This window comes from Prosthecobacter sp. (assembly GCF_044227185.1).
GTDB lineage: Bacteria > Verrucomicrobiota > Verrucomicrobiia > Verrucomicrobiales > Verrucomicrobiaceae > Prosthecobacter.
The window spans coordinates 68,977-82,116 of sequence record NZ_JBGAFO010000007.1 but is presented as its reverse complement, the minus strand read 5'-3'; the positions used below and the strand labels follow the sequence as shown (position 1 = coordinate 82,116).

General features: G+C 62.7%; 14 protein-coding genes. 6 read left to right on the top strand and 8 right to left on the bottom strand.

All coding sequences use genetic code 11. The features are described 5' to 3' along the window. The first annotated feature begins 9 nt into the window (after positions 1-9). Positions 10-1,446, top strand: coding sequence for a sulfatase-like hydrolase/transferase (locus ACILSQ_RS17315; protein WP_395744917.1), 1,437 nt, complete (start codon positions 10-12; stop codon positions 1,444-1,446). On the opposite strand, the gene ACILSQ_RS17310 is transcribed toward ACILSQ_RS17315, so the two are convergent. The 8 genes from ACILSQ_RS17310 to ACILSQ_RS17275 all read right to left on the bottom strand — a co-directional run bounded on the left by ACILSQ_RS17310 (position 1,447) and on the right by ACILSQ_RS17275 (position 7,782). After that, on the bottom strand, positions 1,447-2,157 hold the full coding sequence (locus ACILSQ_RS17310; RefSeq protein WP_395744916.1) for an SDR family oxidoreductase: 711 nt from the start codon (positions 2,155-2,157) through the stop codon (positions 1,447-1,449). It abuts the gene before it with no gap. Then, a complete protein-coding gene (locus ACILSQ_RS17305) occupies positions 2,154-2,864 on the bottom strand; it encodes a TrkA C-terminal domain-containing protein (protein WP_395744915.1) in 711 nt (236 codons plus the stop codon). Before ACILSQ_RS17305 ends, ACILSQ_RS17310 begins: the two co-directional genes overlap by 4 nt. 45 nt (positions 2,865-2,909) lie before the next feature. Next, positions 2,910-3,293, bottom strand: a complete 384-nt coding sequence (locus ACILSQ_RS17300) for a toxin-antitoxin system YwqK family antitoxin (RefSeq protein ID WP_395744914.1) — start codon at positions 3,291-3,293, stop codon at positions 2,910-2,912. 47 nt (positions 3,294-3,340) lie between these two features. After that, positions 3,341-4,690 carry a hypothetical protein gene (locus ACILSQ_RS17295; RefSeq protein WP_395744913.1) on the bottom strand — a complete coding sequence of 450 codons (1,350 nt, stop codon included), beginning with the start codon at positions 4,688-4,690 and terminating at the stop codon, positions 3,341-3,343. A 38-nt stretch (positions 4,691-4,728) separates the two neighbouring features. Continuing rightward, on the bottom strand, positions 4,729-5,169 hold the full coding sequence (locus ACILSQ_RS17290; protein WP_395744912.1) for an Rrf2 family transcriptional regulator: 441 nt from the start codon (positions 5,167-5,169) through the stop codon (positions 4,729-4,731). A gap of 106 nt (positions 5,170-5,275) precedes the next feature. Continuing rightward, positions 5,276-6,979 (bottom strand): von Willebrand factor type A domain-containing protein, encoded by a 1,704-nt coding sequence (locus tag ACILSQ_RS17285; protein WP_395744911.1) that lies wholly within the window; start codon positions 6,977-6,979, stop codon positions 5,276-5,278. Positions 6,980-7,136: 157 nt separating this feature from the next. Continuing rightward, positions 7,137-7,328 carry a hypothetical protein gene (locus ACILSQ_RS17280; protein ID WP_395744910.1) on the bottom strand — a complete coding sequence of 64 codons (192 nt, stop codon included), beginning with the start codon at positions 7,326-7,328 and terminating at the stop codon, positions 7,137-7,139. A 199-nt stretch (positions 7,329-7,527) separates the two neighbouring features. Then, positions 7,528-7,782: a hypothetical protein gene (locus tag ACILSQ_RS17275; RefSeq protein WP_395744909.1), complete on the bottom strand. Its 255-nt coding sequence runs from the start codon at positions 7,780-7,782 to the stop codon at positions 7,528-7,530. A gap of 151 nt (positions 7,783-7,933) precedes the next feature. Here ACILSQ_RS17275 and ACILSQ_RS17270 point away from each other — a divergent pair, with 151 nt between their 5' ends. From ACILSQ_RS17270 to ACILSQ_RS17250, 5 genes are all read left to right on the top strand, one after another. Next, positions 7,934-8,674, top strand: a complete 741-nt coding sequence (locus ACILSQ_RS17270; RefSeq protein ID WP_395744908.1) for a hypothetical protein — start codon at positions 7,934-7,936, stop codon at positions 8,672-8,674. A 56-nt stretch (positions 8,675-8,730) separates the two neighbouring features. Beyond that, a complete protein-coding gene (locus ACILSQ_RS17265; RefSeq protein WP_395744907.1) occupies positions 8,731-9,651 on the top strand; it encodes a sugar phosphate nucleotidyltransferase in 921 nt (306 codons plus the stop codon). A gap of 61 nt (positions 9,652-9,712) precedes the next feature. Beyond that, the gene (locus ACILSQ_RS17260; protein ID WP_395744906.1) at positions 9,713-10,702 is read left to right on the top strand and encodes a phosphotransferase; all 990 of its coding nucleotides are present in this window, start codon (positions 9,713-9,715) and stop codon (positions 10,700-10,702) included. Between the two features lie 207 nt (positions 10,703-10,909). Then, a complete protein-coding gene (locus ACILSQ_RS17255; protein WP_395744905.1) occupies positions 10,910-11,821 on the top strand; it encodes a phosphatidate cytidylyltransferase in 912 nt (303 codons plus the stop codon). Positions 11,822-11,943: 122 nt separating this feature from the next. After that, positions 11,944-13,110: a 1-deoxy-D-xylulose-5-phosphate reductoisomerase gene (locus ACILSQ_RS17250; protein ID WP_395744904.1), complete on the top strand. Its 1,167-nt coding sequence runs from the start codon at positions 11,944-11,946 to the stop codon at positions 13,108-13,110. The last annotated feature ends 30 nt before the right edge of the window (positions 13,111-13,140 follow it).

Below are 13,140 nucleotides of genomic sequence, written 5' to 3'. Positions count from 1 at the left end.
GCGACCGCCATGAAACGTCTTTTCCTTCTTCTGCTGTGTCTGCCGTGCCTCACTCTGTCCGCCGCTGACACCGGCCGTCCGAACATCGTGGTCATCCTGCTCGACAATGTCGGCAAGGAGTGGTTCGGCTGCTATGGCAGCGAGGAGAAGTGCACGCCCAACATCGACCGCCTCGCCGCTGGGGGAGTCCGTTTCGCGAACTGCTACACCACCACCGTCTGCGGCCCCAGCCGTGTCGAGATGCTCACGGGACGCTATCCTTTCCACACCGGCTGGTATTTGCATCATGATGCGGCGCTCTACAGCGGCGGCGGTTTCGATCCCCGGCGGGAGACCACCTATGCGCGTCTGCTCCGGGATTCCGGCTACGCCACGGGGATGGCGGGGAAATGGCAGGTGAACAATCTCTACGATGAGCCGGACGCCATCACCAAGCACGGTTTTGACGAGCAGCTCGTGTGGCCGGGCAGCATCGACCGCGACAAAGTGGGGCCCGATTTCAACGCCGCGTTCCAAAAAGCGATCGCTGGCAACGACGCGGATTTTCTCTCCAAAGCCACGCAGCACATTGAAAGCCGCTACTGGGACCCCGTGCTGCTGCGCAATGGCAGGCGTGAGATTGCCAGTGGTCGCTTTGGGCCGGATGTGTTTCAGGAGTTCGCGTTCGACTTTTACCGGCGGAATCGTGAAAAGCCGTTCCTGTTTTATCACGCCATGGTGCTCACCCATGGGCAGAATGTGCAGCAGCATGTGGTGTCCACTCCCGACAATCGCGACAACCCGCCGAAGGAGGAGCACGAGATGTTTGCGGACATGCTGCGCTACGCAGACAAGCAGGTCGGCGCCATCGTCGCCGAACTGGAGCGGCTCGATCTCTTGAAGCGCACCATCGTCATCATCGCCTCCGACAACGGCACGGAAAAATCTCTCTCCGCCCGTGCCAACGGCCGCGAGGTGCAGGGCAGCCTGTATCAGATCAATGAGGCCGGAGGCAACGTGCCTCTCATCATCCACAGCCCGCAGCTGGTGCGCGGCGGACGCACCGCGCCGCTGGCGGATTTCACCGACATTCTCCCCACCATCTGCGATCTCGCCGGTGCGAAGCCTCCCGCATCGCTCGTGCTCGATGGAAAATCCTTCGCGCCCTTCCTGCGCGGGGAAGGGGCCGCGCCGCGCAAGTGGATCTTCAACCACTACGCGGATGAGCGCGTCGCCCGCGACGGGCGCTTCAAGCTCACCAACAGCGGCAGCCTGTATGATCTCGAGGCGGATCCTGCGGAACAAAAGCCGCTGCCTCCAGACGCTTCCGGCCCTGCCGCCGCGGCCCGCACCAAGCTGCAGGCCGTGCTGGATCAAATGCCGCCTTCCACGCCGCTGCCCTTTCCGCATCGCAGCCTCTCCGCCTTCAAAAAGCGCGCCGAGGCTGCCCAGGCCGGGGCGAAGTGATCACGCCGGCTTCACGGAGAAATCGCTGTCATCCAGCGAGCGCAGCACCAGCTCGCGCGGCACGCAGAAGTCATCCATCTCAAGGCAGCGCACAATGCCGTCGGCAATGTGCTCCGGCTTGAGGAAGAGCTGCTTCGGCGCCTGACGCTGCGAGGCATCGTCCCAGAAAGCGGTGTCCACGCCGCCGGGAAGAATCGCGGTGACGCGGATGCGGTGTGGCGCAGCCTCCTCCGCCAGCCCCTGCGTAAAGCCCCGCACGCCCCACTTCGCGGCGCAGTACACCGTTTCGCTCGGAATGCCGCGCAGGCTGGCGGTGGAGATCACATTGATGATGTGCCCCCGCTTGTGCGGCATCATGGCCTTCAGCGCCGCCTGGGAGCCAAGGATCGTGCCTTTGAGATTCACATCCAGCATCAGGTCGATCTCACTCTCCGTGTAGTCCGGAATCCAGCGATGGCGCGCCAGGCCCGCGTTGTTCACCCAGACAGAGATGGGCCCGAGGCGCTCCGTGACCTGATCCACCGCGGCCTGCACCTCCGCAGCGCGTGAGACATCACAGCGGACAGAGAGCGCGTCGGGATGATCGAGCGCCACGTTTTCGAGATCGAGCAAGGCCACGCGCGCGCCGCGTGCCAGAAGGGCCTGGGCGGTGGCGAGGCCGATTCCTTTGGCACCGCCAGTGATGACGCAGACTTGGTTGGTGAGATTCATGGTTTTTGAGAAGGGGGTGTGGTTGTGGCGAAAGGCTGGGTCATGGCCAGAAGGTCGCCCTCCTTGCCATAGGCGGTCAGGATGTCGCCTGCTTTGATCAGGTCATCCCGGGCGGGAATGCCGGACTGGGTGTGGCCTTCGCGCTTGATGGAAAGGATCACCACCCCGCGATCCCACGGGCGCGATTCACGCAGCGTGCGCTCAGCCAGGAAAGTGCCTGCCAGCACTTCGATCTCTGACACCACATACCCGTGCTGAATGCGCAGCAGGAGCTCGTAGTCCAGCGCGCGCACCATGCCCGTGCGCTCCAGCGTGCGCTGGATGAGGTGATCGAGCACCTTTTGAAACCAGGCGAGGCGGGAGATGAGATGCATGACCACGAGGCCGCCCACGAGCCATGCCAGCATCAGCATTGTATCCCCGCCAGAGCCGCTTTGCAGCAGCGTCACGATGAGAGTCGCCAGCGCGGAGGTCAGCCCGACATTGCCTGCCAAAATCAGATCGCGGATGATGCGCCGGCGCACCGGATGATTCACCACCAGCTCCGCCTCCTTGGTGGTGAAGCCCACGCCGAAGAACGCTGAGTACGCCTGAAAGCTGGCCGTGTCCCAGCTGATGCCCGTCATCATGAGCGCCGTCGATCCCACGCGCACCACCAGCAGGGAGAGCAGGGCGATGACGAGGAGCGCAATGACTGGAGCGGCCATGAGGAAAAATGACGAATGACGAAGTCAGAATGACGAAAGCCCTGGTCAGAGATGCTTCTCGCTGATGGACTTGTCGTGATCGTAGATTTGTTCCTTGGTCTGTTTGCCCTTCATGTCCCAGTAGCGGTTGAGGCCGTGGCGCTGGCCGTGGTCAAAGTTGGTCTCGGCAGACTGCTGGCCGTTGTCGTACCACTCTTTCATGACTCCATGCATCTTGCCGTCGATGTAGGGATACTCGCCAGCGGTTTTGCCGTTGGAGTGTTTGTTGCGGAGAAGGCCGGTGTAGGGTTTGCCCTTGTAGTTCGCCTCCTTGCCGTCATTCAGGAGCTCGATGTCCTTGTCCGCAAAATCCACCACCGGGGGCTGCTTTTCTCCGCAGGAGGTCAGGCAGAGCGCGCAGAGAAGAAGGAGGGCGAGGAGTTGTTTCATGCGTTCAGGTTGGAGATGGCGCGCCGGTTTTCAACTCGCAGCACGCCTCACTTTGCCGCCAGCGCCTTCTTCCACTCCGCCGGTGCTCCCGGCAGGGTCTCCGCCAGGATGCGGCGGATGTGGCCGCGTTCGGTGCTCGTCAGGTAGGTGAAATGGCCGCTGGTGTCCCGGCCCTCCAGGATGGTCCACAGCCGGTTCAGCACCGTCTGCTTCAGTGGCGCGGTGAGGTGCTGGAAGGTCAGGGAATAGACCATGTAGCTGCAGCGGTACTTGAAGAGGCGGTGCAGGAGCTGGAAGTCCTTCAGGCTGCGGCCGTCGCTGCTCTGCGGTGCATTTTTGGCAAAGGCTGTCTGGAAGGCAGGGTCGCCCTCAATGCCGCCTTCAGGCAAAGCGGCCTCGTCTTTGAAGAGCAGGGCTTCCACCACGTCCTCCGCACTGTGGTCGATGATCCGCCGGGCGGTGCCAGTGGGTTCGCTCTGCACAGGTTCCCCCAGTTCTTTCTGCAGGCTCGTCTGCATGTGCATGGCCCGCAGGGCGGAGTGATTGGCCTTGGTGAGGATGTTTTGCACGCTGGTCTGGTGCTCCAGCACCATGAGGGCCACGATGTCGCTCTGCTTGCGCGGGTAGGGAGTGACATCGAAAAACTTCGCGAGGTTGGTGACGTTCGCGCCCGCCTTGAAATCAATGCTGATAGTCTGGTCGTTTTTCTCCGTGGCGGTCACGTTGCCGCGGTGCAGTACACTGCCGTGTTTGCCCGTGACGTACCAGCCGCCCCAGCGGTCGCTGAAGGGCGTCGTGGTATCCACCACCGTGCTCCCCTGGCTCATGATGGGATGGCCTTCGGGGCCGGGATACACGGAGCGTACGATGACCCCCGGCACTTCCGGGGTGAAGGGGCCGCCGTGGCAGCTCAGGCAACTGTTGTCCCGCTGGAAGCGCAGCGGCCTGGCAGGCTCCTCATAGGGATCCAGCAGGTAAAAAATGGGCCCCAGCTTCGGATCGATGGTGGAGACCTCGATCGATCCGCCCAGGCAGTAGCCCACGTAGGCGTTGTCACCGAAATATACCACCCGCGGCGTCTGCGGGCTGATGCGGTCATTCTGCTTGCTGGTCTTGGAAAAGACCATGACCTGGGATTCTTGCGGAATGTCGAACTGCTTCATCACATCGCGCAGCACCGTCCATGCGTCAGTGCGGTCGATTTTGACCTTGCCCGCCGCCATGAGGTTTTCCAGCCGTTGCACGGCATCGTTCGGGGTGGTCTCCGAGTAGCGGATGGGAGCGTTTTCATACTCGTCTTCAGCGTGGAGCGTGAAGAACGAGGGCGCCAGCATGGCGAGGCTCAGCCACCACGACGAAGCGCGGAGCGTGCAGAGGTTGAAAAGAGGGCTGGCCATGGCTGTAAAATTTGGCGTTTGTGGTGAGTGGGGGCCCGTCATTGCCGCGGCATCAGTTTCTCCCTCATGCCTTTGCCCGCGGAGCCGCTGACGAGGTCGCGCAGCGTGTGGCGGTCGAGCGTTTCATAAAAGGCGTTTACAGCCTGGGCCAGCGCGCCTTTGAGCCGGCAGGACCCGTCGATGGGGCAGGTGTTGCGGTGTTTGTCGAAGCACTCCACGATGAAAGGCGTGTCCTCCGTGCGGCGCACGACCATGCCGATGCGGATCGCTTCCGGCGGCATGCCCAGGGAGATGCCGCCACCTCTGCCGCGGCGGGTTTCCAGGTAGCCCAGCTTGGCCAGGTAGTTCACCACCTTCACCAGATGGTGGCGCGAGATGCTGTAGGCCTCCGCGACTTCGCTGAGGGAAAAGGCGTCCCCTTTCAGCGCGGCAAACATGAGCACGCGCAGGGCATAGTCTGAAAAAAGGCTGAGTCGCATGCCTCGATTTACGAGGGCAGATGGTTAAACTTGCATTTCCAATGCAAGTTTAACCATCTGCGCCAAGAAGGGCGCAATGGAGGGCAGGATAGGCGCAATGCGCGGGTCAAAGCTTGCCCGCCAGTTTGACGAACTCCCGACGATAGCCATCCGGGTCGGAACCGACTGAACTGGAGGCCCAGGAGCGGATCTGGCGGGAGGAAATGGCTTTGGCGTGGGGGGAGCCGCGGAGCTTCATGCCGAAGGCGGTGACGGCGGTGGCGAAACGGAAGTCGGAGTCGGCGTGGTCGAAGGTTTGACCGGAGTTTTGCACGACCTGCTGCAGGAGCTGGCTGCTGGACTGGCCGGGGCGTTTGTAGCGGAGCTTCACGGTGAGGAGTTCGCCGGAGGCTGCGGCGGCGGTCGGAGCCGCAGTGGCGGTGTATTTGAGCGGGATGTCCTTGGCGCCGGGCACGGGCTGTCCGGCGGGGATGATTTCATAGAGGGCGGTGACGGTGTGGCCGGAGCCGATTTCTCCCGCGTCCTTGGTGTCGTCATCGAAGTCCTGGTGCTCCAGCTTGCGGTTTTCATAACCGAGCAGGCGGTAGGCGGCGACGTTGGAAGGGTTGAACTCGACCTGGATTTTGACGTCTTTGGCGATGGTGATGAGGGAGGCGCCGGCCTGCTTGACGAGGACTTTGCGGGCTTCGTTGAGGGTATCGATGTAGGCATAGTTGCCGTTGCCTTTGTCAGCCAGTTTCTCGAGGGTGGAGTCTTTGTAGTTGCCGATGCCGTACCCAAGCACGCTGAGGTAGATGCCGGATTTGGCCTTCTGCTGGATGAGTTTGACGAGGGAGCTTTCATCGGTGGTGCCGACATTGAAGTCGCCATCAGTCGCGATGATGACGCGATTGATGCCGCCGGAAATGAAGTGTTGCTTTGCGGTGGCGTAGGCGAGTTCGATGCCTTCGCCGCCATTGGTGGAGCCACCGGCTTCGAGTTTGTCAATGGCCTTCAAAATGCGCTCTTTTTCGGAGCAGGGTGTGGAGGGGAGGACGAGGCCGGAGGCTCCGGCATAGACGGTGATGGCGATGCGATCCTGCGGATTCAGCTCATTGACGAGAAGGCGGAGGCTGCTTTGCACCAGCGGCAGCTTGGCGGGATCTCCCATGGAGCCGGAGACATCAATGAGGAACACGAGATTGGCGGCGGGGCGGCTGGTTTTGGCGATCTCGCGGCCATGCAGGCCGATGCGGACGAGCTTGTGGCCAGGGGCCCAAGGGCAGGAGGCGACCTCGGTATTTACGGAAAAGGGGGCGGTGCCGTTGGGCTGGGGATAGCTGTAGGTGAAGTAGTTGACCATTTCCTCGATGCGCACAGCACCGGATGGCACGCGCTCGCCACTGGTGAGGAGGCGGCGGACATTGGTGTAGGAGGCGGTGTCCACATCAATGGAGAAGGTGGAGAGGGAGTCCTGCTTGGTGGGGCGGAAGGGGATTTCTTCGACCGTGTCGTAGGACTCGGTATTGGCCGGGGCGCTGGGGCGGCGGAAGGAGAACCCTCCGGAGCGGGTGGCGGCCGCGTGGACCGGGGGAGGAGGGGGCGCGGGAGCAGGCAGGCTACCGTAGTCGCTCAGAGAGTCGGGCTTGGGCGGCAGCTTTCTCTTTCTCAGGGGAGCGCCGGATTCCGTTTCCCCGCCGCCGTAGAACATTGCGACTGGCGGCGGAGGTGGTGCGTATTGTGGAGACGAACAACTGGTGAGGGGCTGAAGGATGCCTGCGGTGATGGAGAGGCAGGCGAGCGTGGAGAGACGGCCGGTGGGGGGCTTCATGGGCTGCATGTTGCATGGGACTGCCGCCGGATGGCAAGAAAAATGATCTAGGTAAAAGTTGGCTGAAGGTCGCGCACATGCACTGACTTTCTCAAGCAGGTACAAAAAAGCCCGGAGGCATCGCCTCCGGGCTTCATCAGATTGGATCGCCTGGGAGTTACTTCTTCTTGGCAGGGGTGGCCGTGCCGTGGCTGTGGCCGGTGGAGCAGCAGGAGGCACCGGAGCTGGCGGAGCCGCTGGCGCAGCAGGAAGAGCCGGCTTTCTTCTTCGCGAAGATGCAGTGGCCGTTGGCGCAGCTGCTCAGCAGAAGGCTGGTGGAGGCGAGGGCGAGGGTGAGAAGCAATTTCATGGGTATGTGGTGTGGTGTGTCTTGATGCGGGGCAGGGGTGTGCGCCGCTGCCAGACATTAAGAGGATCAATCAGACAAATTATTTCATGTGACTGCAAGAATAAATGCAAAATTCCCAGGGGGCTCCCCGGATGCGGGCATGAAAAAGCCCGGAAGGGACGCTTCCGGGCTTTCAGGGCGGAGATTACCGCGAAATGGATCAGCCTTCCTTGAGGGACTCCACTTTCTTGTGGGAGCTGACGGCGGTCACCTTCTTGCCGACGAGCTTGTCAGCGCCGGTGACGGAGGCGGTGAGGGTCAGCTTGACGTCCTTGCCGCCGGATTCGATCACGATGGACTTGGAGTCAGCGTCAACGGACTTGAGCTTGCCGCTGGTGGTTTCGGTTTTGCCGCAGCCGGCGAAAGCGGACACGGAGAGGCCAAGAACGGCGAGGGTGGTGAGGATGGATTTCATTGGATTGGAGTGTGGTTAGCTTTCCGTCAGGGAAGTGACCGAGCGGATTTGCACGCATTCAAAACGAGCCTTGCCCCCCATGACAATCAAAAAATGTGGGGTTTTTGAAAAAAGCTCGTCACAGGGGCCCGGCCTGTGCCACGCTGGCTGGATGAAGAACCCGCTCCTCAGCCTCTCCCTGCTAGCCCTGGCGGTGTGCGCCACCCCCTGCGTGGCGCATCCGCTGCCAGACGTGGCGGTGCGGGCCAATTTTGAGCAAAACGGCGAATGGACGCTCCAGGTGGAGATCGACCCACGCAGCTTCCAGCCCGACCCCAATGTGGCCCCCTACCTCACGAATGCCGATCTGGGCGTCACCCCGGCGGAGCAGCAGGAAAAGCTCAAGGCCACCGCCCGGGACTACTTCCAGCGGGTGGTGGAGGTCGTTCTCGATCCCCCCGTGCCGGTGAAGCCCGAGCTTGCCTGGGAGTTTACCGCTGTGGAAAACGCCCCCCTGAAGCTGCCGGAGGACCCGGTGATGCTCACGGGCACCTGGCGCACCAAGCTTCCCGCCGGCAGCACCGGCTACTCCATCAAGGCGCTCCCCGCGGGAACGCTCAGCGTGCTGTATCACAACACCGCCCTGGGGAAGAAAGTGGAGCGCTTCCAGATCCTCTTTCCGGGTGAAACCAGCTATGTGCTGGATCTGAAAACCTTCACCCCCCGCACCAAGGCGCCGCCGCCCATCACGGCGGAGTCCGTGGAGGCTGTGGATGCGGCGGCCGGCGGCTCTGATGCCATGTGCGCCCTGTGCGGCACCTCCGCGGATGGCGGATACCTGCTGCCCACGGCGGCCGCCGTCGCGGTCATTGTCATCCTGGTGGTGATGATGCGAAAGAAGCGGGCGGCCTGAGCCTCCTGGGGAGAACTTCCGTTTGCGCCGCCATCGCGTCCGCGTAAATGCCGCGCGTGAAACAGGCATTTGTATTGGGCGCAGGCATTGGCGAAAGGTTGAAACCGTTGACGGAGCAGCTTCCGAAGCCGCTGGTGCCCGTGTTTCACCGGCCGCTGATCACCTATGCGTTTGACCACCTGAAGGCGGCCGGGGTTTCGCGCTTCGTGGTAAACACCCACCACATCCCGCAGGCCTATGCCCAGGCCTTTCCGGATCAAAGCTACCAGGGCACGCCGATCCAGTTCCGCAACGAAAGCCCCGTCCGCCTCGAAACCGCCGGCGGCATCGCCAACGTGCGCGACCTCCTCGGCAGTGAGCCCTTCCTCGTCTATAATGGGGACATCCTGACCGACCTGCCGCTTCAGCCCCTCCTCACCACCCATCGGGAGCAGGGCCATCTCGTCACCCTCGTCCTGCGCAGCCATGGGCCTTCCCTTCACATCGCCTTTGACCCCGCCAGCGGCCTCGTCACGGACATTCGCAACAAGCTCGGCACCGGAGACGAAGGCAAATACCTCTTCACCGGCATCTATGCCTGCGACCCCGCCGTTCATGACTGGATCACCCCTGGCAAGGTGGAGTCCGTCATCCCCATCTTCCTCAACATGATCCGGGCCGGGGCCAGGCTCGGGGCCGTGGTGATCGACGAGGGGAGCTGGTGGGACCTCGGCAGCCGCACGGCCTATTTGTCCGCCCATTCGGCCCTGAACGGCATGTATGCCCCGGCCATCGACCCCGCGGCGCAGATCGAGCCCGGGGCCGTCCTGCGGGGCATCAATGTCGTGGGTGCGGGGGCTGTGATCGAAGCCGGGGTGCAGTTGGAAGACAGCATCGTCTGGCCCGGCGGCCGGGTTCAGGCTGGCGCGGAGCTGAAGCGCTGCATCGTCCGCAGCGGCATCGTGGCATCCGGAAGGGCCGAAGATGTCGATTTTTAACCCGGCATTGCTTTGCGGTGGACATTCGCCATTCCGCAATCGTCATTCCGCCTTCCCACCCATGCTCCCCGAACACGAGGCTCTTCTCATTTTCACGCGCGAACAGTTCCCAGAACTGGACGGCACCCCGTGCGATGTGGAGGTGATTCTCAAAGGGGCTTCAGACCGCCATTTCTACCGCCTCAACTGGCAGGTGGGCCGCGAGCCCATGATCCTCATGGTTTACACCCTGGCGCGCCGGGACAACCCCAAGTTCGTCCCGGCCACCCACCGGCTGCGGAAGATCGGCGCCCATGTGCCGCAGGTGTACGCCTTTGATGAGCAGCGCCTCTGCGTCTGGCTGGAGGACCTGGGGCGCATTGACCTGCAGTCCTTCAACGAGCACCCCTGGGACCGGCGTTTCCCGCTGTATCAGGCCACCCTGCGGGAGGCCGCCAAATTTCACGGAGTGCAAGAGAGCACGCTCACTCCTGCGGATGTCGAGGAACTCGAGCCCGGCTTTGATGAAGCCCTCTACGAGTGGGAGCAGAACTACTTCCTCGAACACTTTGTGGGCGGCTACCTGGGGCGGGACTGCTCCGGTCCGGAGTTCGCCACCGCGCGTGAAACCCTCCGGCAGCTCCGCCGCCGGCTGGCCCGGCTGCCGCGATGTCTCGTGCACCGGGACTTCCAAAGCCAGAACGTTCTCATCCGTGGGGAGGATGCCTGGCTGGTGGATTACCAGGGGCTCCGCCTCGGCCGCGCCGAATACGATCTCGCCTCGCTGCTTTACGATCCCTATGTGAATCTCAGCATGGAGGAGCGCGCCAGCCTGCTGAGCTACTACGCGGACCACCGTGCACTGGGGCTGCAGGACCTGCGGGAGGTCTTCTATCTCTGCGCCGCGCAGCGCCTCATGCAGGCCCTCGGCGCCTACGCCAATCTAAGCCGCAATCTCGGCAAGCCCCACTACGAGCAGCACATCCCCGCAGCGGTGTTCAATCTCGCCGAAGTTTGCGAGGAAGGGCAGGGGCTGCACGAACTGCGCGCGTTCTTTGCCGGAGGGCTGTGATCACACCGGAGGGCAGGTCCGTGAAGTGAACCCGGAAGCCCGGATCGCGCAGGTTCGGCGCACAAAAGCAGCACACCAGCGCCGGGCTGGATGGCGCAGGCTGCCATGCGAACTAAAATTAACGGGGCGGGAAGGAATGCCAAATGCGAAATAGCATTGCTCTCCCCTGCGGGATGGGCTCTAAATGGCGCACCCCCAACCTGCCGCATGTCTGAAACCGCCGCCGTCACGCCGCCTCCCGCGCCCAGCAAGCGTCGTGTTTTCGCTTCGCGTCTGTTCAGCACGCTGCTGCTGTGGTCGCTGCTCGCCGTGGCATTCGTCCAGTGGCAGCACACCTGGCTGATCATCGCCATCACCGGCTTCTTCGGTGTCGCGGGCGCTGTGGAATACTTCCGCCTTTTGCGCAATGACCCGCATGCGCGCTCCTTCAATGCGCTCGGCTTCGTCATCTGCATCACCTACTGGGCGGGGGTGCTGTGGTACACGATGACGCACCACAAGGCACCGCCCATGGAGTTTGATCTGGCGGCGCTGACCGCCAGCGTGCACGGCTCCTTCATCCTCTGCTACCGCCACCAGCTCGAAGGTGCCGCGACTCTGCAGCGGATTTTTAACACGGTGTTTGGCACGGTTTACACGGTGATCTTTTTCGGGTTCATGATACGGCTGATGTATTTCCATCCGGACGGCAAGGGCATCACGGACATCCTTCTCGTGCTCTTCCTCATCGCCGTCACGAAGTTCAGCGACATGGGCGCCTACATTGTCGGCGTGCTGTTTGGGAAGCACAAAATGATCCCGCACATCAGCCCCGCCAAATCCTGGGAGGGCTTTGTCGGGGCTTTCATCGGTTCGTTTGCCGCCGCTGCCGTGGTGCTTTGGGCCGTTCCCCTTGAAAGGCTGGCCCCTCTCACCTGGATGCACGGCATGATCCTTGCCCCGGTGCTTTGCGCCACGGCCATCACTGGAGATCTCGCCGAGTCCGTGCTCAAGCGCTGTGTCGCCATCAAGGACAGCGGCCACGCCCTCCCCGGCATCGGCGGCATCCTGGATCTCACCGACAGTCTGCTCTTCACCGCGCCGGTGTTTTACTTTTACCTGTCCGCGATTGCGCGTTGAGGAATGACGAAACCAGAATGAGGAATGATGAATCAATGACGAAGCTCGAAGCACGACCCCGCTTGGTTCATTGGGACTTCATTCGTCATTCCTCATTCTGATTTCGTCATTTTTTGTCTCGCATGTCCGCCTCCTCTCCCGCCTCCGTCCGTCGCGTGCTGCTTCTCGGCTCCACCGGCTCCATCGGCACCAGCGCCCTCAAGGTCGCGCGCGACATTCCTGAGCGGATGCAGATCGTCGGCCTGGCCGCCAACTGCAGCGTTGAGGCGCTCGTGGAGCAGGTGCGCGAAACCGGCGTGAAGCAGGTTGCCCTCACCGATGCCGCTGCCGCGGAAAAAGCCCGCGCGCTGCTGCCGGCGGACGTCGTGCTGCACACCGGCGCGCAGGGCCTCGTCGATCTGGTGAACGAGTCTGACGCCGACATGGTGCTCGTCGCCATCGTGGGCACCGCCGGTCTTGCCCCGGCGCTCGCCGCCATCGAGCGCGGCATGCACCTCGCTGTCGCCAGCAAGGAAATCCTCGTCATGGCCGGCGAGGCTGTGACCGAGGCTGCCAAGCGCAAGGGCGTGAACATTCTGCCCGTGGACAGCGAGCACAACGCCATCTTCCAGTGCCTGGAAGGCCACCGCCACAGCAGCGTGCAGCGCATCCTTCTCACCGCCAGCGGCGGCCCCTTCCGCACCCTGCCTGCCGCTCAGTTGCCCTCCGTCACCATCGCGCAGGCCCTGAAGCACCCCACCTGGACCATGGGCCGCAAGATCACCATCGACAGCGCCACCCTCTTCAACAAGGGCCTGGAAATGATCGAGGCCAGATGGCTCTTCGACGTGCCGATGGACAAGATCGAAGTCGTCGTGCATCCCCAGAGCATCGTGCATAGCATGGTGGAGTTTGCCGACAACAGCGTCATCGCCCAGCTCAGCCACAGCGACATGTGCTTTCCCATCCAGTACGCCGTCACCTGGCCCGACCGCGTGCCGAACAACCTCAAGCCGCTCGACTTTGCCAAGGTGGGGGCGCTGCATTTTGAAGCTCCGCGGGTGGACGATTTTCCCGCCATCAACCTCGCCCGCCACGCCGGCACCGTCGGCGGCACCCTGCCAGCCGTCCTCAACGCCGCCAATGAGGTGGCGGTGGATGCATTTCTGAATGGCCGCAGCACCTTCCCCGGCATCTGGCAGGCGGTGGAGCGCGTCATGGCCGCGCATCAGGTGGTTGAACATCCTGTGCTCGATGCACTCATCGAAGCGGATGCCTGGGCGCGCCGCAAAGCAAAGGAGTCGCTCTAAACGCGGCGCAATTTCGCAGGCGTTCCGGCG